This window comes from Pedobacter sp. L105 (genome assembly GCF_009765875.1).
Lineage (GTDB): Bacteria > Bacteroidota > Bacteroidia > Sphingobacteriales > Sphingobacteriaceae > Pedobacter.
Genome location: NZ_LMUP01000009.1, coordinates 98,350 through 124,583 on the forward strand (window position 1 = coordinate 98,350; position 26,234 = coordinate 124,583).

A 26,234-nucleotide genomic window follows, 5' to 3' on the forward strand; every position below is an offset into this window, starting at 1 on the left:
CTTTAACTATTAAGGTGCCACCTCAAACTGTAACCCGCTTAAATATCTGTACAATCCCTGTTCACTGCTCATTAGTTCCTGATGACTACCCGATTCAATGATCTGACCTTTCTCCAGCACCATAATCAAATCGGCCTCACGAATGGTAGATAAGCGATGTGCGATAATGATTGAAGTACGGCCTTTCATTAATTCTTCCAGGGCTTCCTGCACTAAACGTTCTGATTCTGAGTCCAGGGCAGAAGTGGCTTCATCTAAAATCAATATCGATGGGTTTTTCAGCAATGCCCGGGCAATAGCAATACGCTGGCGCTGACCGCCTGATAGTTTGACGCCGCGTTCCCCAACCACCGTTTCATATCCTTCGGGGAATGAAGTGATAAACTGATGGGCATTTGCCCGTTTCGCCGATTGTATGATTTCTTCTTTTGTAGCACTTAGTTTGCCATAGGCAATGTTTTCCAGTATTGTACCGCCAAATAACATCACATCCTGCGGAACAATGGCTACCTGGCTTCTGATATCAGTCAGTGAATACTCATCAGCTGCTTTGCCATCAAACAGTATTTCTCCGTTTTGCGGATGATAGAACTGTAAGATCAATCCGGCAATGGTAGATTTTCCAGAACCACTTGGGCCCACGATAGCTATTTTCTGCCCCGCTCTGGCTTCAAAGGAAACACTGTTTAATACCTCTATTTCTGGTCGCGATGGATAGGCGAAATTGACATTTTGGAACGACAGGTTTCCTTCTATTTTTTGTTTCACCAGGTTATCCGTTTCGTTTATGGAGACATCTTCACCTTCTTCTGCCAATATTTCCAATACCCTTTCGCTGGCGCCTACAGTCTTTTGTACGTTGGCAAACAGCTCCGGAAAACTGCCGAGAGAGCTTCCTAAAAACATCGCATAAAGAGAAAATTTCAAGAGTTCGCCGAAGGTAATTTCATGGTGACTTACCAAAACGCAACCATAACCTACAACAGCCAAAATACCTCCAAAAACACAAAGCACAATAAAGGAGACAAACATACCTCTGAATTTTGCACCCTTAATAGCGATATTGGCCACGTCGTGAATGGTATTACTGTAACGGGTAGCTTCAAATGCTTCGTTTACAAAAGCTTTTACATTGGCTATACCCAATAAGGTTTCTTCAACTATGGTATTGGATTCTGCCATTTTATCCTGAGCCTGACGCGAAATCTTTTTAATGAACCTGCCAAAGAAAACCGCAAAGACAATCATTACTGGTAGCACCAGCAGCAGCGCAAATACCAGTTTTTTCGAAATGATAGCCATGAAAATGATACCTCCAACCAGTAAAACCGCCTGTCTTAACATTTCGGCGATGGTAGTGGTCAGTGTATCCTGAACCTGTGATAAATCGGCAGATATTCTGCTGTTGAGCTCGCCAACTCTTCGGTTGGAAAAGAAGTTCATCGGTAGCGTAACCAATTTGAAGTAGGTATCCCGCCTGATGTCGGCCAATGAGCGCTCTGCGACGTTAACAAACCATAGTATCCGGAAATAGGACACCACCGCCTGTAATGCTAATACGATAAAAGCTAATACCAGGATACCCTGTATGGTGGCTGGTAAATAATCGCTGGTGCGTTTACCCTGGGCAGTATCAATAAGTGCACCTATGAACGATGGAAAGGCAAGCCCCACTAAGCTGGATAGAAATAAAAAGAATAAAGCCGCTATGAATTTACCACGATATGGTTTTAAATAAGTGAGTAAACGTGCAACATGCGTTAAGGTTTCCCTGGTTAGCTTTGCCTTTGATAATTCTATGCCCGATGCGTTACCGCTGTTTAGTTGTTGTCTTGCCATTATTTGATGTTAATATACAGTATTCAAAACCGTTAGCTTTAATAAACTATGATTTGTGTGATATTTGAGCCGATCAGCAATGCTTCCCGGTTCAGCGTCTTTATTAAGTTATTGTATAATGAACCTGTTTTTCACTTGAAAATTCACATCTTCTTAGGCTTTTAAAGCCAATTCATGTTCCAGTCCTAAGATTACATTCACATGCTCTTTATGGGACATGTTTAAAAATAATAAGTTCTACATAATAGTTAAGACGAATGAGAACCAAAAAGATTCTAACATTACAATAGTTTTTTTATCCATCAAATGACAAAGTGAATGGAGCAGAATAAACAGGGGAGGAGGTACTACTGTTAATTTTGTATGGTCAGGCAGTGGTTATCTTACTGGTTGATGTATAGAAACAAAAAAGCCTCTCCCAGATTTGGAAGAGGCTTGGTATATATGTTTCTGAAAGACTATTCTCCGCGTTTCCGCTCATTGTCTTTATTCGAAGTCTGGTCGGAACGCTGACCACCGCCATTAGTTATTCCTTGTTGTTTTTTGTCGTTTTTCACATCGTGGTGTGCACGATCAGCTGTTGGATTACCTTGACCATTTACTGAGTGCTTTGAATCTTGTTGATTTTTCATAACTGTAATTTTTAATTTATGTAATGAAGCAAGCGTCAATAGACATCCATTATAACAGGGCTCCTGGATTTATGTTTTAAAAAGTTAAGTTAAAGAACTTAATTAACGCTCACCTTCGGCACGCTGCCTTGTTGATTTTTTGTTTTTTAGGCCATCTTATGGCTGTAACTATAGCCATAAAATAACTTCATCAGCGCTTTGCGATGACTTCAATTTGATCAAATTCATTTTGTTTATAAAAAGAAAAATAAGAAATAAAAAGTGATGTTCTTTACTTATGTTTATTTTTTATGATATATTTATAAGGTTAAACTTATGAAAATATCAATAAACAGGTAAAATTATCAGTCAGAAGATACTGATGTTCTAAATTAACCAAAATATAAACTTAAAATGTGCTGTCAGTTGGGGCTGTTAACTCTTTGCTTGGGTTGCGGCCAGCAACCTTTAACTGTGAGTTTTGCTTGATTCTATATCAAGGATGGCGATTCATGCTGAAACAACTCATATCACTATGATGAAAAAACTATTTTTAACGCTATTTTCAGGACTTTGCTTCGCTATTGTATCCGGCCAATCCAATTTCACGCTTACGATTAACAGCCAAACATTGGAAGGCAAAAAAATCTACCTTAATATCTTTGATAACCATAACATCTTTATTCCAATACAAATTGATTCATTCGTTTTTGAAGGAGGTTCTGCAATAGTGAATGGTAGGGTAAATCAACCAAGTAATATCGCAACATTTAGTGTATCAGGTAACAGCAAGCTTATTGCAACCAGACTTATTGTTGACTCAGGAAAAAATATTATAAATGTCGAATTGCCAGATGGACAATCCAAATTATTAAAAATAAAGTCTGATACAAAAGGCAATCAAATTTTTAATAAAATGGATAATATTCTTGATGATAAAGTAGATCATTATTCAAAACCGGCAAGAGTGAATGGCATTCTTAAAATACCTGAGGATTTAATGGCCCAGATCACAAAAGAACAGTTGAAACAACTCGAAACTTATCCTGATGATTATGCTGGTTTAATCTACTTATACTTGCTCAGCAGAAGCAGCAGTAACCCTGATTATTCGAAAAACATATTGAACACCTTTGCAAGATTTGGGGATACTCTAAAACATTCTGCTTTAGGTAAACAGGTATACACTGAAAATACCGATCTCATAACTCACAAAAATGCTTCCCGAACTGGAAACAAAGCTTCGATATTTCATGTAAATGACATCAATAATAAACCCTTCAGCAACAGTTCATTGGCAGGGCAAAATTACATGATCGTTTTTTCTGCTACCTGGTGCGGACCATGCCAGCAAGAATTACCACGACTGAAAGAGTTATACCGGATCTATAAAAACAGGGGATTAAAAGTTGTCTATTTCAATAACGACGACAATGTAAGCCGATGGAAAGAACACGTTTCCGTACATCAACTTGACTGGATAAATGTCTCAGAAAGGCTAAAGCCAAGCCAAAGTAAAATTCAAAAATCTTTTGGCGTTTATTCCATACCCACGTGCTTATTAGTTAATAAAAGAGGGGTTATCATTTATAATTCTGATGAAACAGATGTCGGTATCGAGCATATTGAAAACTATATCAAAAGTGCTATTTGTCGGTAAAGGAGGATGAAAAATATTGCCGCATTACTTTAGAACGTAGCACTGTAAATTCACCGATTTCTGCCAACATCCTTCCAGATATTTTTGAGTCTGTATCACAATACAAATTCAATGTATCATGGCAGATTGGCTCAATTTTAGTTTGTGTTCCTCACCATTAATCGTTCGTGTTGTGATATATTCCTATAGACTATTTGGTGGTAAAATCAGGTCGGAATGGTTTTTTACTGACTTATTCATCACAGTAGACTTAACAGAAGCTGATACCTGGTAACTACTCATTTCTTCATCTGGGAAAGTATCACATAGACTGATCAGGTCAGGAACACTGATATCCTTACATAACGAGAGAGCCTCTTCGTTTTCATGGAGATCAATTGTACCAAAGGTTATTGGCTTTAGTAATCATCAATGTTAGAGTTGTATATCTGGTGCATAAACGTAAAAAAATTATAATTTTACAGGTATGGAACCAATAATCTTTTCTAAATCACAAGCCCGTAAAATCATTCTTCATGCAGCAGGATTGGCTAGAAAAGCACAATTTGGAACTGGTCCAGAGGCGGTTTACCAATTGATCGACCATATGGGTTTCGTGCAGCTGGATACAAATTACGTGGTAGAGCGGGCGCATCACCAGGTAATGGCTTCACGTATTCCGGATTATCAATTGAACTGGCTTTGGGACTTATCAGCCGAAGGCAGGATCTTTGAATTTTTTACCTCCGACGCGGGATACATGCCGATGACTGACTTTCGCTTTTCGCTGCCCGTTAAAGAAAGTTTTTCCAAAAACAGAAAACCTCCTCTTACGAATGCGGAAACGCAATTGATGAAACAGGTGCTCGACCGGGTAGAACGGGAAGGTCCGTTAATGGTTGGGGATTTTGAAGATGATAGATTGGAGGCCAGTTCGGGCTGGTGGGATTGGCGACCGGGCAAAGTAGCCCTGGAACGGTTATATCTGGATGGTAAGCTGATGGTTACCCGCAATAACAAATTTCATAAAGTATACGATTTGCCTGGCAATTTGATTCCGGAAGATACTGATCTGAAGATGCCGACAGCAGAAGAGTTTGCCCGGTATGTGATCCAACGAACGCTGGGCGTATTGGGTATTGCCTCCGTCAAAGAAATGGCCTGGCGTGCCCGTCGCGTAAAGAATAACTTAGTCAAAAAGGAACTGGAGAAAATGATCACTGAAGGTGAAGTGAAAACAGTAGCCGTAGAAGGATTGAAAAGTGCGCCGCTATATATGCTGACTGATCAGGACACTGCAATCGAAATATCAGGTGAAGCTTTTATCCTTTCACCTTTTGACATCATAAATGTCTTCCGCTACCGTCTAAAGGACTTTTTCGATTTCGATTATCAGATTGAATGTTTTGTCCCTTTGGCCAAACGGAAATACGGATATTTTTCTTTGCCTATATTGATAGGGGAGACGTTTATAGCCCGGATGGATGCTAAGGCCGACAGGAAACAAAAAGTATTAGTTGTACATAACCTGCACTTTGAGGACCTGGAATTGACTGAAACGATGATAGATGAACTTATAGAAGCACTAAAAGTATTTGTGCAATTTAACCAGTGCCGGGAAATCGTCTTTAAAAAATCAAATCAGCAAGCCTACTTAAAATCTATAAGTAATGGTTTCCGGTAAACGGAATTTCTTATAACATCTCTGGTTTAAACTGACTGGAATAGTCCAAAGTTCTCCCGGAAATCATGAACTTCCCTTCCCCGCGGTAGTGAATAGTTTTAGGATATTTTGGAGAAGTGGCCACATGTGCCTTAACTATTTCCATCACGAAAAAATTGTACTTTGATAACAATTGATCATCCACAACCTTACATTCAAAGTTTGCAAAACACTCTTTGATCAAAGGTGCCTTTACCTCAATTGATTGCGCTGCGGTGAGCTTAAACTCCTTGAATTTGTCAATTTCTGAACCTCTTGTATTGCCGATGCCTATAACGGTATCAATCATATCAAAAGTAGGAATGTTGATGACGCATTCGCCACTTTCTTTGATCATGTGGAAACTATGATTGCTGCCGGTAATCATACAGCCTATCAATGATGGTGAAAACTCCATGACTGTGTGCCAGCCCATCGTCATGATATTATCCTTCCCTTTATAGTGCGAACTCACCAAAACAATCGGACCCGGTTCCAAAAACTTTCGGATTTGAGCCACCGGGAAATCTTTTTTATGATATTCTTTTTTCATGCTTTAATGTGTTTACCAAACAACAGCATAGCAGGACTTTTGATTTGAATATATGCTTAAAATACCTGAAAAACGAGTAAAGGGCCGATAGGAACACTGAAATGAATCAAACCGCCAATTTATTGCGAGCTATACTAACAGTTTTTGGTAAGTGGAAATTGCAATTAGTGGCAGGCTTAACTTTCTTCCAGTGGCAAACTGAAGGTAAATGTAGAACCTTTACCAAACTGGCTTTCTGCCCATATTTCACCCTGGTGTCTGTGAATGATTTCTGCACAAAGATATAGGCCAATCCCAAAGCCGGAAATAGAATACATATGGTCGCCCTCAACACGATAATACCGGTCAAATATTTTAGATAGATCGTCAGGTTTGATACCCATTCCGTGGTCTGTAACACTGATGTGTGCATGGTTACCAACGGTAAAACACGCAACGTCGATGATGCTATTCTGAGGAGAATATTTCACTGCATTACTGACAAGGTTATGGATTACCTGTCCAATCTTGTCACGGTCGGCATTCACTAATATAGTTTTTACGGGTTCAAATATTATTCTATGACTTTGAATGGTAGCTAAAGACTCATCTTCTGCTTCCTTAACCAGCTGGGCCAGGTCAAAATTTTGTTGGTCTATATGTATTTTACCTGATTCCAGCCTGGAAATATTTAAAAACCCATTGATCATGCTGCTCATTTTAGCTACCTGGGCATTTGCTTTTTCCAGTGCATTAGTAATAAATTCGTCTTCCTGTTTTTTAAGCCTCATCATCAGGAGCTGGATATAACCCTTCATGGAGGTGAGTGGCGTTTTCAGTTCGTGACTTACCATTCCAATAAAGTCGTTCTTGCGGATCTCATCCTGTTTTTTCTCTGTAATCTCATGAAGTACACCCGTAAAGTATTCTTTGCCCCCACTATGCTGCATTTCGCCGATGCTCCGTACCCAGCGGATTTTGCCGTCATGGCGGCCTATAATCGGATACTCCATATCAAACCGCGTACCGTTGCTAAATGCAGATTCTAGTTTTTTGGATACATAGTCGCGATATTCTTCGGTGATCTGCGCTGTTGACTGTTCAAGAGAAAGTGGTTCCCCGGGGTAATAGCCAAATAGTTCTTTCATGCGGTCATCAGTGATAAATTCCCGCGTAACTGAATGAATTAACCAGGTACCGAAATTCGCGGCATTAACAGCTAAACGAAAAGCGAGCTGTCCTTCTTCAATTTTTTGCTGGGCAATGATCAGCTCATGATTAACCAGGGCCAGCTCATCGTTTGTTGCCAGCAACTCCTCATTAGAAGCAGCCAGCTCTTCGTTGGTAGAGGCCATTTCTTCATTAATAGCCTGAAGTTCTTCCGCACTGTTTGCCAGGGAATCTTCCCATTGCTTGCGTTCGGTAATATCCCGGGTAGTACCGGCTACAGCTTCTACCTCACCTTGCTCATTCAGCACTGGTGTTAGGATGTAGTCATATACGCGGCGGCCCAGGGTAGCATGTGGAAACGACACTTCACCACGAATGGGCTTTTTGAATAATTTTATTTTATCGATCTCTCTTTCATGCATTTCGGCATGCCAGGGTTCGTAACCGTTTTCCAGCAATCCTTTGCCAATAGCATTATCCCAGGTTTTACCCCACATGGAAAGCAGCGCGGTATTGGCATAGGTAAAGCGATAGTTCAGATCAAAAACATACATCAAATCGGGTGTATTGGAAGTAATGGTTTCATATACCCTTTTTTGCTGATCTGAATGCGCTCTCCATTCATTAACTCCCTCTTCAGCTTTTTTACGTTCTGTAATATCGCTGGCTGTGCCAAACCATTCCAGGATTTCCCCCTGATCATCCAGTATAGGAACTGCCCGTGAAAACGTCCAGCCGGGTGTACCATCTGCCCGCAATACCTGATGCTCCAGCTGAAATATTTTTTTCTCCCGTATGGCATCTGCGATAGCTGCCTTTACTTTTTCCATATCTTCCGGATGGATATTGTGAGTCATCCAGTCGTTCGTTGGTTCATCAGCATCTTTTAAAAAACCGCGGCCGTCAAGTTCGTACATCACCTGCCAATCGGCGCTCAGGCCATAAATCACATCGGAAGTTGCGGTAACCAATGCCCTAAAACGTGCCTCACTTGCAGCGGCTGTTTTTTCATTTGATGTAGGTATATTGGAGAAATCAGTCATAACTCTGGAATAAAACGGGTATCGATCGTAAAAAACAGGGAAGTTAGTAATTTGTTTTACAAGCTGACATATCTGTATTAACTAAAGACAAAAATAAATCAACTAACTCAAATTTGGGATAAACTTTTCATTTGCGGTTTTTGCTAAATTACCAACCGGGTGAATGTTTAAATTATTAGAGGTATCAAACTATAAACGTTAATTTGTTAAAGTTTCAGAAGGATAGAATACTATGGAATATAAAATAATTAAACCTGTCCCATTACTTTACGATTACGTGGAAAGCTTCTGGATGCTGGCCAGCCATACGGGCCAGGATAAGGACATTATTATTTTACCAGATGGACGTATCGATCTGATTTTTGCATGGTCTGCCAGGGAACAACTTCATGTGATGCTGATGAACCTTGACCGGGAGGCCTCTCGGGCTATCCTCGAATCAGGAACCACGATGTTTGCAGTGAGTTTTAAGCTTCCCGCACTAGAATATATTCTGGATATGACCGATGAAACATTAAGGCAACCTATATCCCTGCCCAATGATTTCTGGGGCGTTACTACTGTAGATTTAGAGGACCTTCAAAGCTTTGCAGATCGTGTTTCTACAGCTATGCTGGCCATATTGGGGACACAAAAAATAGATCAGAGGAAAAGAAAATTATTTGAACTGCTATACAAAACAAAAGGTTCAATGACCATTGCCGCCTTGTCAGAATCATCATGCTGGTCAGCAAGGCAGATCAACCGCTACTTTAATGCACGTATAGGTTTATCGCTGAAGGAATATTGTGGCATATTGAGATTCCGTGCTTCTTTTACACAACTCAAGGAAGGCAGGCTGTTTCCTGAAGGGGACTTTGCCGATCAGGCGCATTTTATCAAGGCCATTAAAAAGCTTTCTGGTGTAACGCCAAAAGAACTTAGCAAAAACAAAAACGACCGATTTATACAATTTTCTGCAATCCCGGAGAAGTAATATTGCATGGTCATTTAAACCATAAAATTATGTTATTACAAGCGAAGAAAATTGCGATTGTAGGCGGCGGTCCCGGCGGCCTCACGCTGGCGAGACTTTTACAGCTAAAAGGTGTAGATGTTAAAGTGTACGAAAGAGATGTAAACAGGCAGGTACGGGTACAAGGTGCCACGTTGGATCTGCATGATGAATCGGGTTTGAAAGCCCTGGATAAAGCTGGTTTGATGAATGCCTTTAAGGACAACTACCGACCCGGAGCAGACCGTATCCGTGTGACTGACGAACATGCAAAAGTTTATTACGACCAGCATATCGAGGAAGTTTCGGGAGATTTCGGAGATCCGTGGTTTAGACCGGAGATTGACCGGGGGCCTTTAAGAGAGCTTTTACTGGATTCTTTACAACCGGGCACAGTAATTTGGGACAGCTATGTGACAGGTATTCAGAAACAGAATGAAGGATGGTTACTGAACTTTGAAAACGGCAATTCAGCTGAAGCAGACATCGTGATTGCGGCTGATGGGGCAAACTCTAAAGTCAGGCCATTGATTACACCTATAAAGCCTTTCTATGCTGGAATTACTGTTGTTGAAGGGAATATTTATAATGCCGAAACGAATGCACCACAGCTAGCGGAGCTGTTGAAGGGGGGGAAGATATTTGCTTTAGGTGATTCCCGAACTGTTATCCTAAGCGCTAAAGGCGATGGGAGCATTTCGTTTTATACTGGTTTTGGTTCAGTTACAGCTGCAACGAAAGCATCTACTATCGACATAAAAGATCACCTGAAAGTTCTGGATTGGTTTAAAGAGGAGTATTCTGGCTGGGATCCGCTATGGTATGAGCTATTTGAACATCCCTCAACATCATTTATTGTCAGGCCCCTGTATTGCATGCCCCTTGATCAGGCCTGGCCGTCACAATCCAACATCACCATGCTTGGAGACGCTGCACACCTGATGCCGCCATATGCCGGTGAAGGAGTAAATATGGCAATGCTTGATGCGCTGGAACTGAGCGAAGCGCTGACGGGTGATATTTTTACAAACACCTTATCCGCTATTACTGATTATGAAAAGCAGATGCTGGAAAGATTTAATCAGGTTGGAGAAGATACATTGGACAATACTTCATGGATGCATTCTCCAGCAGGACTGAAAAAGATCCTTGAACTGTTTAATCCCATGAAAAATTAAATGATCATGTGATGTGCGCAGCTATTGATTTTGTATTTAATCCTGCAACCGACGGTGTGGTTGCAGGAGTTTTCTGGCTAAATGATATCAATCTTTTCTAATTGCCCTTTAACCTGTTTGTAAGCAGAAAAATGAAGCAATTTGTAATCGTAGCCAACTTGCTGATAGGTTAAAATAAGGTGCCAGATGCCGGCAGTCTCCTTGTTATCAACAAGATGTTTTGCCAGAAAACAGTAGGTCTTAGTACATTTTGCTGTGTCCGTCCCTCCGGCTTCTGCATTGATATCTTCCTCCAGCACCTTAAAATCATAAGCAGTTATATTCGTTTGTAGCTGATGATTGGGTACATTGATATCGCAGGGTTGATAGGGTAATGGTTTTTCTGGATGTAGTAATTTCGATTGTACGAGTTGGTTAAACTTTTCATGTCTGCTGCTGAGGAAGCAAACAGCTAAAAGAATTATGGCGAAAATTATAATTCTGATACTTTTCTTCATTGTTTTTCATTCTCAATTGGGATTTATAAATTTGGTTACTGGTAATCTGTTTCCTATGGTTTTCATGATATTAACTTTTTATAGATTAAGAATGACATAATCTTCAATCACTGTGATTTTGACAAATTCATCCATTAGTTCCAGCATCAATTCGACTTCTGCTGTAGAATGAGTTTCTAAAAGTTTTAATATCATTTCCTGATTCTTCTTCCTGATCATTTTGCTGATATATGCACACACTGTCGGTCTGTCTTCGACCATACTTTTAAATTCCTCCAGCTTTTGAATATGCGCTATCCAGCTTATGGGTTCTGTATAGTTATCCTTTGACCATATATCACCTTTCTGGTGAGCTGAATTTGCCATGAAAACAGATATACCCTCACACTCCTGAGTATAATATAGGTGGTATTTTATGATGTATGTCTTTTCCATAACTATAACAATTTTCCACTGCTAATATTTCTATGGCGTGGCTTATCATAATGATTTATTTGGTAGTATAAAAATACTGATATATTTCATAAAGTTATGTGTTATTATACAACATTTCTTATAGAAATAATTTATTATTTCGTGAAACACAAATGGCTGATTCACCTAAAACTAAAAGACGCAATGATGCACTCTTGAAAAGTGTAGGTGAAAATATAAGGCATTATCGAACTTTAAAAGGCTTATCGCTCAGAAAGCTTTCCATCCTGACAGACATAGAATATTCTCAGATACACAAGTACGAAGCTGGAACTGTGGATACCAACATTACGATGTTATCTATCCTCGCGTTACATCTGGATATTGAAACCTTTGAATTATTGATCGTTAAGAAAAAACAAACGGTTAAGGATTAATTTAGCCATTTGCTAAACCAATCCAGCGTCATTTTAAAATGTTCCGGTGTAGAGGTGTGAAATAGTTTAGGGGTCACATCCCGTTTAATTTTATCAGACGCATGTTTTGACGTGTAGGCTTGAACGGCCGCTTCATAGGCTATGTTTGCGCCCGGTAAAGGACAGTTAGGATCATTTTCTGTACCAACAACCAGTAAAGGCCGGGGAGCCATTAACCTCAGTAAAGAAGGACAGTCAAATTCTCCTGTAATATTTGGCAGCAATTTGTTCCATACGACCGCTACGTTTCTTTTATTTAAGGTTGAATCGCCCAAATCTTTGGCCGCCTGCAGATGCGTAGCCTGGATAGTACCCACTCGTCCCTGCCATTTATCGTGGTCTAAGGACCATTTGAAGCTTTGTACCGAAATATCCAGCACAATCACTTTTATCCGCTGATCTACTGAAGCAGCCAGCCATGTTTCTATACCGCCCATAGATATACCACCCAAACCAATGCGTTTATGATCAACATCCGGCCTGCTCACCAGGTAATCGGTTACCCGCCAAAGATCAAAAGCGGTATCATATAAAAAAGGATGGGTTTGATGGGTTTTGTCTTTGTTTTCCCAGGCGCTCGTTGCTGCAGCCACATATTCCCTTGCGCCATGTGCTCCACCGGCTATCCGTTCGCCATGAAACCGGGCATCAACAGATACACCTATGATTCCCCTTTTAACCAGCTGGTACATGAACTTTTCATTATCTTCTTTTTTGCCACCTGTGCCATGTAAAAAGATAACGGCAGGATAGGATTTAGCCGGCTTAACTGGTTTGTAAATCAGAATGGGAACGCGCTGGTTCTTTTCGCTGAATATAAAACCATGTTCAATAATCAAAGAGTCTGTTTTGACTACCACAAAAGAAGGATTTAACGGAACGCGTGGCCGCTCCAGTAACCTGGTTAAATCTGCTGCAACCTGTTCAGCAGGAGGATAATTTATATGCTGCGCAGATGAAGTTAATGAATATAATGATAACGAAACGCAGCAACAAAGCACCTTGATCTTAAACAACATATGCGGATAGATTTACTGATACAATGTATAAAACAAAGCGTTTAAGATTTGTAACAATATGGTTTGTAAAGCAAACTAATAACTTTAAATAGTTGCACACTAATTTCGTACAAATAGTATGTACAGGACATTTTCGTGTGTTGTTCTACTTTTGGTTTGCATTGACAGGGGGGTGACAGGGGGGCGAAAGGGATAATACAGGGGGTTGGGGCGGCTTTTTACGAGTCAACCTACTGTATTAGAGGAGCCAGTCACGGGTTAATATAAAACTAATCTCGACCAAGACAGGTATAAGGTACTGTAAATAATATGTTGGTCAGATATTATGGTGATTTATTACACGATATTAAAACTCATCGCGCGAAATGCGAAGCTTGCGCCAGCTAATGATCTGCCAGACAAGCTCTGCGGAGAGTAAAGCGCCAATAGCAAATAGTGCGGGTTTAATGCCCTGCCCGTCAGATGTAAAAGCCCCTGCTAAAGCTACAATGTAAACCAATACCGGTAACAATAACAATAAGCACAAACCCAATACATTCATGGGGATTTTAAAAGGCCGGTTACGATCCGGTTCTTTGATACGGAGTTTGATCAGGGTAATATACTCCAGTGACAAGCCTGCGCCATATACAATCACATCGATAATCAGCAATTCGGAGAAAGTCCACAACACCATTAAACTCACCACAACGGAGCAGATCAGGATGGAGACATAAGGTGTTTTGAAGCGGGGGTGCAAACGGTGCAAAGCTTTTGGTAATAGTTTGTCATCAGACATTGCCTGAGGCACGCGGGATACCGAGAGCAGCACTGCCGCATAGATGCCCAGTGTACTGGCCATACCGCCTGCTGCTACTAACGCGCCAAGCCAGTGCCCGCCATAATGTAATCCCAGCACCGGAAAACCCTTATCGGTTAACACAGCAGCATTAATTCCGGATTGCTGTGCTACAAAAATGGTCAATGCATATAAAACTATGACCAATCCGAAAGCAATGGCAATAGCATATAAGTAAGAACGAACTGGTTTATCTACTTCCTGTGCATAAGTGGTAATGTTGTCCCAGCCTAAACAGTTCCACATCACGGTATATAAGGCCATGCCCATGGAAGGAAAGGGAATGCCATGCAAACTAGGTGCCGGCACTGCGTGATTCCCTGTTGTGTTAGCCGCAATCACAAATAAGATGATAAAGGGGGATAACACGAGTGCGCTTAATAGCAGGGATGTTTTTCCAACCTGCATAATCCCAAGAATGTTTAATCCTGCCGATCCCCAGATGATCAGGAGGTACAAGGGAACCTTATAATATTCCAGTCCGGGGAAGAAAAAAGTGGCGTAGCCAACAAATAATACCGGGTAGATGGCCAGGTCAACAAAGGTGTACAGCCATGTCCACCAACCTTCATAAAAGCCTAAGCGCTGGCCTAAACCATACTTTACCCATTGATAATAACCACCGGTAACGGGCATCATACTGTTCAGCTCCATGACGGTTAAGATAGCCGGCACATCCCATAACAACGGGGTAATCAATAAAATGAGCATTGCCCCATGCTGGCCGGCATAGGTTAGCAGCGGTTCCAGACCAAAAGGGCCGCCAGATACGGTGAAAAAGATGATGGCTACCAGTTGTATCAGCCTTATTTTTTTGCGGGGCAGGGATACGGACATAAATTGGTTTAAAAGTAATTAAATGAAGTTAATGTCTTATAAAACCGGCTAGATAATTTGATTTAAATAGAGATTTCAGCTAAAAGATGATTTACTTTGAAAAACGAATCCTGCTACAATGAATAACGAAATATTAACACTTGATCCTAAAGATACTGCGGTGATCGCTGCGCGTGATGCCGAAACTTCGCTGTTCAGGCATTACGGTTTACAGGTCAAAGATCATTATCTCCCCATCCCAGGCACAAACCTGAAAATGAGGATATCGGAAATAGGTACCGGAGAGCCTGTATTGGTTGTTCCAGGAAATACAGGGGATGTTTTTCCCTTAGCTTCCCTGCTTTCGGAAATGAAGGGCAGGCGTATCATTGCGATCAATCGCCCCGGCGGCGGTTTGAGCGAGGGTATAGACCATACTACAGTGAATATCAGGGAATTTGCTGTGGAGACTATTATAGCGGTGATGGATGCTTTTCAACTGGACAAGGTAAATATTGTTGCCCATTCTATGGGGGCACACTGGAGTTTATGGACGGCGATGGACAGACCGGAACGGGTAAAATCATTAACCCTGCTGGGTAATCCTGGCAATGTGATGAAGGGTAAACTGCCATTGGCCTTACGCCTGATGATCCACTGGCCGTTTAACAAGCTTCTGTATAAGCTGATGATGGGAAAAGAGGGTGACAAGCGGCCAACGATGCTCAAAGCAATGGGCAGCACAAGTGAAACGATAGATAAATTGCCAAAGGAAATAGGCGAGAGTTATTATGCGTTTAGAAGGTTGCCGCATTATTTGATATCCTTTACCAGCCTGCTAAAAAATGCGGCACCAAATATAGATGCCGCACAATTGAGTGGTGTTAAACAACCTGTTCAACTCCTAATGGGGGATAAAGATACCTTTGCCTCTGTACCTGTTGGTCAAAGTATTGCCGAAGCTATACCCGACTGTAAGTATCATATCATTAATGAGGGAAGTCATTTACCCTGGCTGGAAAAATCAGAAGAATGTGGAAAGCTGATCAATGATTTTCTAACCCAATATAATGAATAGCAAAAACGAAATTTTATCATTACTGTGTTCTTTGTTTTTCTTCGTCGCTAGAGGTGCTGCGTTTACGGGAAGCGGCGATATTTTTGCCGAAGCGATAGCTGAAACTTAAGGTGCCATTGCGGGTATCATTTCGCTGGTAAAAGCCATTGTTCTGGTTCAGATAATTCACAGAGATATGGTAGTTATTGCTGTAAAAGATATCGCCAGCGGCTAATTTGATTGTACCCTGACCATATAATACCGTTGCTTTGATACCGGCATCTACATTATAATTGGCATCGGCTCTAAAAATCACCTGTATACCCGATGAATTATAGGTCCCGCTGATTTCTGCTTTTAACCCCAGCTTTTGATCAATGGTAAAGGATTGTGTGGTAGTTCCGTCATAAGCGAATTTATGGTAGTTGTAACTTCCTTCCAGATAAGTTGATTTTTCTTGCTGGTAATAACCTTCTGATAGGAACGTCATATCCCACCAGCTGGTGGGATGAAAGGCTGCCGACAAGCGGATACCACTGTTAACGCTTAAACCCAGGTTGGCCTGTGTATCATAAAAGAGTTTGTTCACGTTATCCTGGACAGTGATATTGCTGAACACATCGTGCGTAGATGTATAATATGCGGTGATATTGTAATCTTTTTTATAGGTATAACCCAATTCTACATTCTGCACAAACGCTGGCTGAAGCGAAGGGTTGCCGACCAGGTAACTATAAGGATTGGCATAATGCTTGGCAGGGTTCATCCGTGCATATTCTGGTCGCTCTATTCTGTAACCGTAATTCAGTTGCAGCTCATTATCGTCGTCGATTTTATATAAGGCAAAAAGCGTTGGGAACAGCTTAAAGTATTGTCTTTGATTGAGGGAATCCAATGTTTCAGAATATCCGCGGGTATGGGTAAGCTCTGCGCGTAAGCCTCCCTGGAAAGTCCATTTGCCAACACTTCCTGTAATGCTGGTATAAGCGGCTCCGGTATTTTCTGTGTATTCAAAATGATTGGAATTAGCCGCGACCAGTACAGGCTGCACGCCACCATTGTTATAAAAATCAAAATTGTTCTGGCTTTTGATACTGCTGTATTTCAAACCCGAAGTAAGGTTCCAGGTTTTACCCAATTTATAATTGTAGTCCAGTTTACCCGAATAGATATCGATATTCTGAAGGGTTGGTGTGTAAATGTGATAGGAGGTAGCAGTAGGAAACCCATTGGGCAAAAAGGTCTGGTTATCTACATATTGATCCCTGGTGCTGCTGTAGGGCGAATAATCAAGATCGATATTTAAGCTTTTCCCGCTGGTATCCATTTTTAGGTTATAGTTGAGGTTGAAGGCATATAGGTTTCCGCGATTGGGCGTCTTTCCATTGGTCTGTAAAACAGAATCCGGGGAATTTTTAAAGTTATTGGTGACATAAGTAGGGGTAGTGGTGTTCGTATTTCCTGCACGGTTACTACCGGTCATCAAGAAACCTAAGATCTGGTTATCACTTAACTGATAGTCTGCTCCGGCCCGGTAGTTATGATTTTTGGATTCAAAGGTGGTATAACCGGGACTATCCCAGAAAGACTGATTACCCGGCGTATTGTAAGTGACATAATCATGCTGATCATGCGCCTTTTTATTATAGCGGTATCCGTAACTGCCATAAATATTCAATTTGTCTTTTCGGTAATTGAATGCAGCGCTGGCATTGTAGCTGCCATAAGTTGCCTGTGTAAAGGCACTATTGAGCGTTCCATTAAAACCCTGGTTATTCGATTTTTTAGTTATAATATTGACTACTGAGGCGCCTTCAGCGTCGAACATGGCCGGTGGATTGGAAAACACTTCGATCTTGGAAATCTGATCGGAAGGAAGCCCCTGAAGATAACCGGCCAGGTCGTCACCTGAAAGCTGGAGAGGTTTGCCATCCAGAAAAAGTTTAACCTCTTTCTTGTTGGCCGTCACTGTATTATCAGACTTCAACTGAACACCTGGTGCTTTTCCCAGCGCATCCCATGCATTGCCGCCAGAAGCAACAATACTATTTTCTACATTAAACGTAATCCGGTCGATCTTTCTTTCAATAACGGGCTTACGCGCTGTGATCGTTACCAAACCCAGTTGTTTACTGTCTGGTTTCAGGATCAGATGAAGGGTGTCATTGGGTAATGTAATCGTCCTGCTTAAAGATTGGTAACCAACAAGGCTGGCGCTTACCAGATAAGTACCGGCCAGTGGATAATTCAATGTAAAACGTCCCGAATCGGCCAATGCCGAAGAAAGATTCTTATTTTGCTGGCTCAGGATGAGCGTTACCGCATCCAAAGGTAAGCCTGCAGCATCCGTTACCCTGCCTTTAAACTGTTGTTGTGCCTGCAATAAAAAGGGGAATAAAAATAGCAGGCAGGAGAGTGTTTTTTTCATGCCACAAACCTACCCCGATGTTAGGTTAACGAACATTAAGAAACATTAAATAACATTAAATCTGGAGTGGGTGCGATGATAACCGGTTAATTATGATGAATTTCGTTGTATGAAATGGCTGTCCAACCGTTATGCTTATCCACTGGTGATCTTCGCGATCTTGATTAGTGGTGCCCTGCAGTTTGCCTGGTTGAACCAGCTTTTTATCGCCCAACGCGTACAGGTGAAGCTGGACCTGGAACAAACAGTGGCCGACGCGGCAAAAATGAGCAGCTATATGAGCGTGGTACCGGGCCACGAGGGGAATGAAAATTTCAGGAATTTTTTCCTTTCGCCCGAATGGAGGCAATTCAGTCAGGCTTATACAAATATGCGCTATAAAATTGGAAGTCGTTTTGATGATCATTACAATGCAGACAGTACGATCCTGAATATCAGTCTGCGTTTCGGTAATGAGAAAGAACGTGGCAGCCAGCATCGCCGGGTAGTGCGTTTTGATTTTGGGGAACCGCTCCGCGTGAGCCAGGCTAAGGACAGAAGAGACCGTAAGCGTATGGACAGTTTAGTGCATCGTGAAATCGATAAAACTGAGTTTTCATTAACTACCTATACTGCCATCAGAGGGTATGCCGATGATAATATAATCAATGGCCTGGCTGCCGATAAAATTAAAAATGCCGCCTTTACTAGTCGGCAGTATACCTACGATCTTAAATTCTTTCATACTTATCAGTTAGTTGTTCCGGCGATAGATGGATTGGTTTTATACCGGATGAGGTATTACCTGATTTCTTCCTGCCTCATGCTGCTGCTAACTGGTGCTGTATTTATCTTTATTCTTCGGCTGATGCATAACCAGCGCTTGTATGCACAGGCGCGTTTATCGTTTACCAGTAATATGACGCATGAGCTGAAAACACCGGTGGCCACTGTGGCCATTGCCCTCGAGTCTATTATGGAAAATCACCTGGAAAATGATCCGGTAACGCTGAGGAATTACCTGGAAATTAGCAGGAGCGAGTTGAAACGGCTGAACCTGATGATTGATAAGGTGTTAAACATAGAACAGCTGGATCACGGTCAGGACCGTTTACGTGCAGAACTTTTTGATGTGCAATTGTGTTTACAGGAAGTGATTGGTTCCATGCAATTGCAATTGAAGAATGCCAGTGCTTCCATTCAGTGGCAACCACTAGATGAACCCTGTTTTGTAAGCGGCGACCCAGTTCACCTGACCAATGTATTTTATAACCTGATTGAAAATGCGATCAAATATGGTGGAAAAGGAGTGATCATTGAAGTGAGCTGCAAACGTATGTCAGAGGAGATCATGATTAGTTTTAAGGATAATGGCCCCGGTATTGCAGCCATCTACCAGGACCGTGTTTTTGAGCGTTATTTCAGGATACCTGTGGGAACCACGGCCATCCACAATGTAAAAGGTACAGGCCTGGGGTTGAATTATGTAAAACAGATCGTTGAAAAACAAGGCGGCAGGATTACGCTGAGCAGTGAAGTGGGAAAAGGCAGTAATTTTATCATCTATTTACCTGCAAACAAATGAGTTATAAAATTTTATATGCCGAGGATGAGCCTTTTCTTGCCCAGATTGTTTGTGATAACCTGAAAGGTAAAGGGTATGAAGTTTTCCTGGCTACGGATGGTGAGCAGGCAATAAATCTCTTTCAGCAAATTAAACTGGATCTCTGTCTGCTGGATATTATGATGCCGCTTAAAGACGGGTACATGCTGGCCGAAGATATCAGGAAACTGGACAAGGGTATTCCCATTATCTTTCTGAGTGCAAAGTCCCTCGATGAAGATGTGGTGAAAGGTTTTAAAACCGGCGGTAATGATTATCTGAAAAAGCCCTTCAGCATTGTGGAACTACTGGTGCGGATAGAAGCCCTGCTTAGCCGCTATGGTAATACCCAACAGCCGGCCGGCCCGCAAAAACAATATGAATTTGGTCATTGCAGCTTAGATACCGTGAACCAGCAGCTGAAAACGAGTACCGCCACCTACGATCTATCTTACAAAGAAGCGGCACTGCTTTCGCTGTTATTGCAATATAAAAATGCGGTACTGGAAAGACAGGAGGCCTTAATCAAAATATGGGGCGACGATAGCATTTATAATACGAACAGCATGAATGTTTTTATCAACCATCTGCGTAAAATGCTCAAAGATGAACCTGATATCCAAATCATGAGCATCAGGAGTATCGGGTATAAACTGCTTTGTTAACTATTGTCGGTTTTAATCGGCTTCATATCTGACCGCAAATAAAAATCTTATTTTACGATACTCGTTTTGGCTAAATCAAAAGCAGAAATGGCTAAATCTGCTATTTTCCTGGGACCGATATTTGTTGATATCAATATTCAACTAATAATAAGATTATGCGTGTATTTGTTACAGGAGCCACAGGCTTCATAGGTTCTGCCATTGTTCCGGAACTAATTAATGCAGGCCACCAGGTAATTGGTCTTGCCCGTTCAGATTCATCTGCCGAAAAACTGATTGCCGCAGGTGCTGAAGTATTACGCGGCGACCTGGAAGATTTAGATAGTTTACGCAAAGGTGCGGCCGCTGCAGATGGCGTGATCCATGCCGGTTTTATTCATGATTTTTTTAGGTTCGCAGAGGTATGTGAAATAGATCGCGTGGCTATCGAAACCATTGCCGATGTGCTGGTAGGTTCTGACAAACCACTCATCGTTACCTCCGGTACTGCATTTTCGCACGATGGCGAAATAGCTACCGAAGATATTATACAAGACCTTAGTCAGAGCCGTACTCCACGACGATCGGAGCAGGCGGCAGATGCTGCGGCAGCAAAGGGTGTCCGCAGTTCAATTGTGCGCCTTTCACCATCTGTTCATGGTGAGGGGGATCATCATGGTTTCGTTCCTATCCTGGTCAACACAGCGCGTGAAAAAGGTGTTTCAGCTTACATCGGCGAAGGACTGAACCGCTGGAATGCTGTTCACAGATTGGATGCAGCATTGTTATTTCGCCTGGCACTGGAAAATGCAGTTGCACGAACCCGGTTTCATGCCGTTGGTGATGAAGAAATTACTATTAAGACTATTGCAGAAATTATAGGTAAACATCTTAACCTCCCGGTAGTTTCTTTAACGCCAGAAGAAGCAGGAGAACATTTTGGCTGGTTTAGCATGATGGCAAGTATAGATTGTCCGGCTTCAAGCAAAATAACACAGGAAAGTTTAAACTGGCATCCAACCCATCCTGGCCTGGTAGCCGATCTGGAAAAAGGAATTTATTTTAATTCATAAAAAGATGAAGATCATCGTTACAGGTTCCTTAGGGAATATCAGTAAACCCCTGACACAGACATTGGTCGGTCAGGGGCATTCGGTCACTGTGATTAGCAGTAATCCGCATAAAAAAAAGGCCATTGAAGGTTTGGGCGCCACTGCTGCCATTGGCTCTATGGAAGATGCTGCATTTTTGAGCACCGCCTTTATCGGAGCCGATGCTGTATATGTGATGATCCCCCTCAGTTATACAGATCCGGATCTTAACGCTTACATGCATCGAATTGCAGGCAACTATCTGCAGGCAGTGAAAGCTGCTGCTGTTAAGCGCATTGTGTTACTAAGTGGCTGGGCAGCCGACCTGACAGGCGAAGGTAGTGCAGAAGGTATTTTTGATGACCTGAGCGATGTTTCAGTCACCATCCTGCGGCCAGCGTCTTTTTACACAAATTTTTATTATTCCATCGATCTGATTAGGGGTAACGGATTATTAGGTAAGTTTCTTACCCTGCGTCATTTTGGTTTATGGGCATTGCTGACAGGAAAAACAGGTTTGCTAATGGGGAACTATGGCGGTGACGACAAGGTTGTTTTTGTTTCACCCAAAGACATAGCCGATGCTGCGGCAGAAGAACTGCTGGCAAACACAGCTCATAAAAAGATCCGCTATGTAGGCAGTGAAGAAATGACTTGTAACGAAGCAGCCGGAATTATCGGTAGAGCGATTGGTAAACCCTGGTTAAAATGGGTATTGCTGTCTGACAAGCAGATGATGCAGGGTCTGAAAATGGCCAAAATGCCTCAAAAACTAGCAGAAACCATGGTAGAAATGCAGGCGGCGATGCACAGCGGGAAAACCCTGGAGAACTTTCACCGGAACAACACAAAAATGGGTAAAGTAAAACTGGCTGATTTTGCCAAAGAGTTTGCCCAGGTTTATCACCAAAAATAATTATCTTGTCTTATGTCCGGCAACCAACCTATCAGAGTAAAAACAATCACCGAGTATCACCGTGGGGCAGGGCTGCCGAAACCGGAGCATCCGCTGATCAGCGTCATCAATTTTGCAAATGTTACACCTCCGGTGACCAGTGGATCTTTCAGTCTGATCTTTGATTTTTATTCGATCTCTTTGAAGAGGACGCATAACGTCAAATATAAATATGGCCAGGAGGAAAGTGATTTTGATGAAGGCGTACTATTTTTTATGGCTCCTGGTCAGGTGTTTGGTATAGATCTTGGGGAGGGGGTAAGGCACCAGCCCAACGGATGGATGATCCTGATCCATCCTGACTTTTTATGGAACACGGCACTGGCCAAAACGATTAAGAATTACGAATATTTTAATTATTCGGTTTATGAGGCCCTCTTTCTGTCAGACAAGGAAGAAACAATGGTGACAGGGATAGCTCAGAACATAGCCCACGAATATAATGGTAATATTGACCGCTTCAGTGAAAGTGTGATCATTGCCCAGCTGGAACTGCTCCTTACCTATGGCGACCGCTTTTACCAGCGTCAGTTCATCACCCGTAAGGTCTCAAACCACGAGATCCTTAGCCGGCTGGAAGATCTGCTTTCCGATTATTTTAACAGCGGCTCACTGGCAAAACAGGGTTTGCCCAGCGTAACTTTTATTGCTGAAAGCCTGAATATCTCTCCTGGTTATCTGAGTAGTTTACTCAAAACTTTAACAGGGCAGAGCACACAGCAGCACTTGCATAACAAACTGATTGAACTGGCCAAAGAAAAGTTATCTACCACCAGCTTATCCGTGAGCGAGATCGCCTATGAACTGGGCTTTGAACACCTTCAGTCTTTTAGTAAGTTGTTCAAAACCAAAACCAAAGTGTCGCCTATGGAATTCAGGGCTTCTTTTAACTAAATTGAATTGCCCATTGTCCGTTCTTCATTCTTGCAGAAACGAAAGCTGGTAAACCATCCATGTATTTAACTGTGAATTTGTTTAAGGCTAGACGTATTCACCGATAAGATATAATTTTTGGAGAAAGAAAGCGGAAGACCATATTAACATCAATTTTGCTCCTGCAAATCAAAGTTGCGCTATGCTATTGGGCAGGGAAATGGTAAAAGTTGTTCCTTTATCCAATTCACTTTCAATAGCAATTGTTCCGTTTAGTGCTTCCACGTGGCTTTTTACCAAAAAGAGGCCCAGGCCTTTTCCGGTATAATTTGTATTGAAGCGTTTGTAAGGTTTAAATAGTTCAGACCCGTTTTTTTTGAGATCAATGCCAATTCCGTTATCCCTAAATGAAATTTCCAACAGACCATGCTGCTGGAGAAACCCAATGGTGATCTGCGGGTGATCGCTTGCGGTATATTTCAGTGCGTTGCTGATGAGATTAAAGAAAACACTATAGAGGTAAGCTTTATGGGAATGTACGATAACCGGCCCTCCGGTTACGGTAATATGAGCGCGAGAAGAGTTAATGGTCGCCTTTAAATCTACCTTAATATGGTTAACAAGCTCCGTCAGTTCAAATTGCTCCAGGCTCAGGGTATCGGTTCTGTCCGTCGAGCTTAATATTTTACTGAGATCGGTGATCACTTCATTTAAACTTTCTATGGAGACCTCTATCTTCCTAATGTAGTTAGACACTGCTTCAGGCACGTCTGTTTCCAATCCCATTAGTGAAGCAATTCCCATAATATTTGCCACTGGTGAGCGAAGGTTGTGAGAAACAATATATCCAAATTCATGGAGCTCGCGGTTGCGTTTATAAAGATCATCCGTTACCCGTTTCATGTCCTTCAGGTTTTTTTTCCTTTCGCTGATATCGTGCATCGCGCCAACCATCCTTATGGCAGCACCGTCTGTATTTCGAATGATAAAACCACGATCTACCACTTCAGCGAAATGGCCGTCGGCTTTTAAGTAGCGGTATTCAGCTTTCCAATTGGTCTCCTGGCTATTCAACACCATTTCAATGCTGGTAATTACGGCCAGATGATCTTCGGGATGGATATTATTTGTCCACGAATTGATGCCGCGGGGAAGTTCTGATGGGTCATAGCCAAAAATAGTGCTGAACCCGTCACCCCAGAATAAAGTGTTGTTCTGGAGATCCCAATCCCAGATGGCATCGGATGTAGCCCGCGATACGTACTGGTATCGCAGATTACTTTCATTCAACGAACGTTCCATGATCTCGGTAGATTCACCGCCTTTAGCAAGCCCATACAGTTGTTGCTGCTCTTCATCCCACAGAAAAGACCAGGCCAGCAGCAAACTGCTTAAGTTTTTTTGCATAAACCGGCTTTCAATGCCGACTGCTACTTTGCCGTTCAGTGCCGCAGTGATACCATTTGAAGTCAGCTCACGATCAGGAGTATAAACAAAATTCAGAAAGGGTTTCCCCAGCAGTTCTTCAGTGCTGTAGCCTAAGATCATCGTGGCAACGTTATTAACTGCTTTAAAATTACCCTGAATATCTATGGTGCAGATCAAATCAGAAGATAGGTTAAAAAGCTGATTAATGTTCATAGTTTCCGATGGATGTTTTGTCAGGCCCAATTACTTAAATAACTGATCGGTGCTAAATGGTTTTTAAATAAATCATGCACCTATTTCATATACGATGTTTACATCTGAAAAGATCAGCAATTGTAATTTCTTTATGGGCCTTTTTTATGGCAAATTTATCCTTAGTTGGCCAGATACCAGTCTGCAGTAGCCTTCACGCCATCTTCATAAGAAGTAGGTGTGAAATGAAAAGCTTTTTCAAACTTGGCTGAGCTGAGTTGTAAAGGGAATTCATCCTGGTAAGTCATTTCGTAGTACGATTTCATAAAGGGATTAAACCATCCGATGATCTTAATGCACCATTTAGGCAGAACAAAAACCTTATCAGAGGTCTTCATATACTTCGCGGCTAAACGGATAAATTCTCTTCCGGTTAGAGGAGAGGCTGAAGGCAAGTGCCATACCTGCCCAAATGCTTCTTCATGAGAGGCCAGAATATAAAGTGCTTTGGCTGCATTCGGAGTATAATTATAGGAACGGGGTACATTGGCATTGATCATCCATTGGGCTCTTTTTCCTTTTTTCATATTGTCAAAAACCAGGATCCCAGCGGCACTTTTGTCGGTCACCCCCGGGCCGTAAAAATCTGTAGCCCTGGCGATGACGGCCTTAATGGTTCCGGCAGCCATTTCCTGCAATAACATCCGTGCAACTTCTGCGCGGACCTGTCCTTTTCTGCTGCTGGGATAATAAGGAGTGTCTTCAGTAATCACTCCGTCTACCTTGCCATACATGTAAATGCCATCAAAAAAAACCAGTCTGGCATTGGTAGCCTTACAGGCGTTTATGACGTTGCGCATGAGCACCGGCCAATCTTTTTTCCATATGTCGGCATTGTAAGTGAGACCAACCAGCAAATAAACCGCCTCCGAACCTGCTACGGCTTTCAATACCTGATCATAGTTCAACACATCTGCAACCATTGATTCTGCACCTTCAACCGGTCCCTGATTTCTGGATACCAGCCTGATGTTTACCTGATTTGATTTTAATATCGGAACGAGTTCTTTAGCGATGGTTCCATTGGAACCTAAAATAGTATGTAATTTCATATCTTTATCTTTTAATTTGTTCATCAAAATTACCTGGCTTCAGGTTTTTAAAATTGTAAGAAAACGAAGGACGTGAATGCCTGGAACAGGGCATTTATAAATGC

22 protein-coding genes are annotated in these 26,234 nt (G+C 41.9%); 11 read left to right on the top strand and 11 right to left on the bottom strand.

Annotation, left to right across the window (positions count from 1 at the left end; genetic code table 11):
* Positions 1–9: 9 nt before the first annotated feature.
* Positions 10–1,839, bottom strand: coding sequence for an ABC transporter ATP-binding protein (locus GSQ84_RS18795; protein WP_158798828.1), 1,830 nt, complete (start codon positions 1,837–1,839; stop codon positions 10–12).
* Positions 1,840–2,297: 458 nt separating this feature from the next.
* Positions 2,298–2,471 carry a hypothetical protein gene (locus GSQ84_RS27825; RefSeq protein ID WP_174238677.1) on the bottom strand — a complete coding sequence of 58 codons (174 nt, stop codon included), beginning with the start codon at positions 2,469–2,471 and terminating at the stop codon, positions 2,298–2,300.
* A gap of 514 nt (positions 2,472–2,985) precedes the next feature.
* Between GSQ84_RS27825 and GSQ84_RS18800 the strand changes: the two genes are divergently transcribed.
* Both GSQ84_RS18800 and GSQ84_RS18805 read left to right on the top strand, forming a co-directional pair.
* A complete protein-coding gene (locus GSQ84_RS18800) occupies positions 2,986–4,110 on the top strand; it encodes a TlpA disulfide reductase family protein (RefSeq protein ID WP_158798829.1) in 1,125 nt (374 codons plus the stop codon).
* Positions 4,111–4,576: 466 nt separating this feature from the next.
* Positions 4,577–5,773, top strand: coding sequence for a winged helix-turn-helix domain-containing protein (locus tag GSQ84_RS18805; RefSeq protein WP_158798830.1), 1,197 nt, complete (start codon positions 4,577–4,579; stop codon positions 5,771–5,773).
* 10 nt (positions 5,774–5,783) lie between these two features.
* On the opposite strand, the gene GSQ84_RS18810 is transcribed toward GSQ84_RS18805, so the two are convergent.
* Positions 5,784–6,344, bottom strand: a complete 561-nt coding sequence (locus GSQ84_RS18810) for a flavin reductase family protein (protein ID WP_158798831.1) — start codon at positions 6,342–6,344, stop codon at positions 5,784–5,786.
* 176 nt (positions 6,345–6,520) lie between these two features.
* Positions 6,521–8,536 (bottom strand): PAS domain S-box protein, encoded by a 2,016-nt coding sequence (locus tag GSQ84_RS18815; protein WP_158798832.1) that lies wholly within the window; start codon positions 8,534–8,536, stop codon positions 6,521–6,523.
* Between the two features lie 232 nt (positions 8,537–8,768).
* Between GSQ84_RS18815 and GSQ84_RS18820 the strand changes: the two genes are divergently transcribed.
* Together GSQ84_RS18820 and GSQ84_RS18825 are read left to right on the top strand one after the other, a co-directional pair.
* Positions 8,769–9,512, top strand: coding sequence for an AraC family transcriptional regulator (locus tag GSQ84_RS18820; RefSeq protein WP_158798833.1), 744 nt, complete (start codon positions 8,769–8,771; stop codon positions 9,510–9,512).
* A 29-nt stretch (positions 9,513–9,541) separates the two neighbouring features.
* The gene (locus GSQ84_RS18825; protein WP_158798834.1) at positions 9,542–10,708 is read left to right on the top strand and encodes an NAD(P)/FAD-dependent oxidoreductase; all 1,167 of its coding nucleotides are present in this window, start codon (positions 9,542–9,544) and stop codon (positions 10,706–10,708) included.
* Positions 10,709–10,785: 77 nt separating this feature from the next.
* Here GSQ84_RS18825 and GSQ84_RS18830 read toward each other — a convergent pair whose 3' ends face one another.
* Together GSQ84_RS18830 and GSQ84_RS18835 are read right to left on the bottom strand one after the other, a co-directional pair.
* A complete protein-coding gene (locus GSQ84_RS18830) occupies positions 10,786–11,205 on the bottom strand; it encodes a hypothetical protein (RefSeq protein ID WP_158798835.1) in 420 nt (139 codons plus the stop codon).
* A gap of 78 nt (positions 11,206–11,283) precedes the next feature.
* On the bottom strand, positions 11,284–11,571 hold the full coding sequence (locus GSQ84_RS18835; protein WP_158798836.1) for a hypothetical protein: 288 nt from the start codon (positions 11,569–11,571) through the stop codon (positions 11,284–11,286).
* A gap of 221 nt (positions 11,572–11,792) precedes the next feature.
* On the opposite strand from GSQ84_RS18835, the gene GSQ84_RS18840 reads away from it, so the two are divergent.
* Complete coding sequence (locus GSQ84_RS18840; protein ID WP_158798837.1) at positions 11,793–12,056, top strand: helix-turn-helix domain-containing protein; 264 nt, start codon at positions 11,793–11,795, stop codon at positions 12,054–12,056.
* Here GSQ84_RS18840 and GSQ84_RS18845 read toward each other — a convergent pair.
* Entirely contained in the window at positions 12,053–13,114 is a 1,062-nt protein-coding gene (locus GSQ84_RS18845; protein WP_254070910.1) for an alpha/beta hydrolase, read from the bottom strand. The two genes, GSQ84_RS18840 and GSQ84_RS18845, sit on opposite strands and share 4 nt — an antisense overlap.
* A gap of 346 nt (positions 13,115–13,460) precedes the next feature.
* A complete protein-coding gene (locus GSQ84_RS18850; protein ID WP_158798838.1) occupies positions 13,461–14,789 on the bottom strand; it encodes an APC family permease in 1,329 nt (442 codons plus the stop codon).
* A 118-nt stretch (positions 14,790–14,907) separates the two neighbouring features.
* On the opposite strand from GSQ84_RS18850, the gene GSQ84_RS18855 reads away from it, so the two are divergent.
* On the top strand, positions 14,908–15,846 hold the full coding sequence (locus GSQ84_RS18855; RefSeq protein WP_158798839.1) for an alpha/beta fold hydrolase: 939 nt from the start codon (positions 14,908–14,910) through the stop codon (positions 15,844–15,846).
* A gap of 19 nt (positions 15,847–15,865) precedes the next feature.
* Here the strand turns inward: GSQ84_RS18855 and GSQ84_RS18860 are convergent, their stop codons facing one another.
* The gene (locus tag GSQ84_RS18860; protein ID WP_158798840.1) at positions 15,866–18,253 is read right to left on the bottom strand and encodes an outer membrane beta-barrel family protein; all 2,388 of its coding nucleotides are present in this window, start codon (positions 18,251–18,253) and stop codon (positions 15,866–15,868) included.
* Positions 18,254–18,362: 109 nt separating this feature from the next.
* Between GSQ84_RS18860 and GSQ84_RS18865 the strand changes: the two genes are divergently transcribed.
* The 5 genes from GSQ84_RS18865 to GSQ84_RS18885 all read left to right on the top strand — a co-directional run bounded on the left by GSQ84_RS18865 (position 18,363) and on the right by GSQ84_RS18885 (position 23,419).
* Positions 18,363–19,817, top strand: a complete 1,455-nt coding sequence (locus tag GSQ84_RS18865) for a sensor histidine kinase KdpD (protein WP_158798841.1) — start codon at positions 18,363–18,365, stop codon at positions 19,815–19,817.
* Positions 19,814–20,500: a response regulator transcription factor gene (locus GSQ84_RS18870; RefSeq protein ID WP_158798842.1), complete on the top strand. Its 687-nt coding sequence runs from the start codon at positions 19,814–19,816 to the stop codon at positions 20,498–20,500. Before GSQ84_RS18865 ends, GSQ84_RS18870 begins: the two co-directional genes overlap by 4 nt.
* A 155-nt stretch (positions 20,501–20,655) precedes the next feature.
* On the top strand, positions 20,656–21,552 hold the full coding sequence (locus tag GSQ84_RS18875; protein WP_158798843.1) for an SDR family oxidoreductase: 897 nt from the start codon (positions 20,656–20,658) through the stop codon (positions 21,550–21,552).
* A 4-nt stretch (positions 21,553–21,556) separates the two neighbouring features.
* Positions 21,557–22,486: an NAD(P)H-binding protein gene (locus GSQ84_RS18880; RefSeq protein WP_158798844.1), complete on the top strand. Its 930-nt coding sequence runs from the start codon at positions 21,557–21,559 to the stop codon at positions 22,484–22,486.
* Positions 22,487–22,498: 12 nt separating this feature from the next.
* Positions 22,499–23,419, top strand: coding sequence for an AraC family transcriptional regulator (locus tag GSQ84_RS18885; RefSeq protein WP_158798845.1), 921 nt, complete (start codon positions 22,499–22,501; stop codon positions 23,417–23,419).
* 168 nt (positions 23,420–23,587) lie between these two features.
* Here GSQ84_RS18885 and GSQ84_RS18890 read toward each other — a convergent pair whose 3' ends face one another.
* Both GSQ84_RS18890 and GSQ84_RS18895 read right to left on the bottom strand, forming a co-directional pair.
* Positions 23,588–25,039, bottom strand: coding sequence for a PAS domain-containing sensor histidine kinase (locus GSQ84_RS18890; RefSeq protein WP_158798846.1), 1,452 nt, complete (start codon positions 25,037–25,039; stop codon positions 23,588–23,590).
* A gap of 161 nt (positions 25,040–25,200) precedes the next feature.
* Positions 25,201–26,130: an NAD-dependent epimerase/dehydratase family protein gene (locus GSQ84_RS18895; RefSeq protein ID WP_158798847.1), complete on the bottom strand. Its 930-nt coding sequence runs from the start codon at positions 26,128–26,130 to the stop codon at positions 25,201–25,203.
* Between the last annotated feature and the right edge of the window lie 104 nt (positions 26,131–26,234).

What these genes read in the sequence shown, in the direction of transcription:
- GSQ84_RS18895 (WP_158798847.1), bottom strand. Translation starts at nt 26,130, where the DNA reads ATGAAATTACATACTATTTTAGGTTCCAATGGAACCATCGCTAAAGAA.
- GSQ84_RS18890 (WP_158798846.1), bottom strand. Translation starts at nt 25,039, where the DNA reads ATGAACATTAATCAGCTTTTTAACCTATCTTCTGATTTGATCTGCACC.
- GSQ84_RS27825 (WP_174238677.1), bottom strand. Translation starts at nt 2,471, where the DNA reads ATGAAAAATCAACAAGATTCAAAGCACTCAGTAAATGGTCAAGGTAAT.
- GSQ84_RS18820 (WP_158798833.1), top strand. Translation starts at nt 8,769, where the DNA reads ATGGAATATAAAATAATTAAACCTGTCCCATTACTTTACGATTACGTG.
- GSQ84_RS18850 (WP_158798838.1), bottom strand. Translation starts at nt 14,789, where the DNA reads ATGTCCGTATCCCTGCCCCGCAAAAAAATAAGGCTGATACAACTGGTA.
- GSQ84_RS18810 (WP_158798831.1), bottom strand. Translation starts at nt 6,344, where the DNA reads ATGAAAAAAGAATATCATAAAAAAGATTTCCCGGTGGCTCAAATCCGA.
- GSQ84_RS18870 (WP_158798842.1), top strand. Translation starts at nt 19,814, where the DNA reads ATGAGTTATAAAATTTTATATGCCGAGGATGAGCCTTTTCTTGCCCAG.
- GSQ84_RS18880 (WP_158798844.1), top strand. Translation starts at nt 21,557, where the DNA reads ATGAAGATCATCGTTACAGGTTCCTTAGGGAATATCAGTAAACCCCTG.
- GSQ84_RS18795 (WP_158798828.1), bottom strand. Translation starts at nt 1,839, where the DNA reads ATGGCAAGACAACAACTAAACAGCGGTAACGCATCGGGCATAGAATTA.
- GSQ84_RS18800 (WP_158798829.1), top strand. Translation starts at nt 2,986, where the DNA reads ATGATGAAAAAACTATTTTTAACGCTATTTTCAGGACTTTGCTTCGCT.
- GSQ84_RS18825 (WP_158798834.1), top strand. Translation starts at nt 9,542, where the DNA reads ATGTTATTACAAGCGAAGAAAATTGCGATTGTAGGCGGCGGTCCCGGC.
- GSQ84_RS18855 (WP_158798839.1), top strand. Translation starts at nt 14,908, where the DNA reads ATGAATAACGAAATATTAACACTTGATCCTAAAGATACTGCGGTGATC.
- GSQ84_RS18830 (WP_158798835.1), bottom strand. Translation starts at nt 11,205, where the DNA reads ATGAAGAAAAGTATCAGAATTATAATTTTCGCCATAATTCTTTTAGCT.
- GSQ84_RS18845 (WP_254070910.1), bottom strand. Translation starts at nt 13,114, where the DNA reads ATGTTGTTTAAGATCAAGGTGCTTTGTTGCTGCGTTTCGTTATCATTA.
- GSQ84_RS18865 (WP_158798841.1), top strand. Translation starts at nt 18,363, where the DNA reads ATGAAATGGCTGTCCAACCGTTATGCTTATCCACTGGTGATCTTCGCG.
- GSQ84_RS18815 (WP_158798832.1), bottom strand. Translation starts at nt 8,536, where the DNA reads ATGACTGATTTCTCCAATATACCTACATCAAATGAAAAAACAGCCGCT.
- GSQ84_RS18875 (WP_158798843.1), top strand. Translation starts at nt 20,656, where the DNA reads ATGCGTGTATTTGTTACAGGAGCCACAGGCTTCATAGGTTCTGCCATT.
- GSQ84_RS18835 (WP_158798836.1), bottom strand. Translation starts at nt 11,571, where the DNA reads ATGGCAAATTCAGCTCACCAGAAAGGTGATATATGGTCAAAGGATAAC.
- GSQ84_RS18840 (WP_158798837.1), top strand. Translation starts at nt 11,793, where the DNA reads ATGGCTGATTCACCTAAAACTAAAAGACGCAATGATGCACTCTTGAAA.
- GSQ84_RS18885 (WP_158798845.1), top strand. Translation starts at nt 22,499, where the DNA reads ATGTCCGGCAACCAACCTATCAGAGTAAAAACAATCACCGAGTATCAC.
- GSQ84_RS18805 (WP_158798830.1), top strand. Translation starts at nt 4,577, where the DNA reads ATGGAACCAATAATCTTTTCTAAATCACAAGCCCGTAAAATCATTCTT.
- GSQ84_RS18860 (WP_158798840.1), bottom strand. Translation starts at nt 18,253, where the DNA reads ATGAAAAAAACACTCTCCTGCCTGCTATTTTTATTCCCCTTTTTATTG.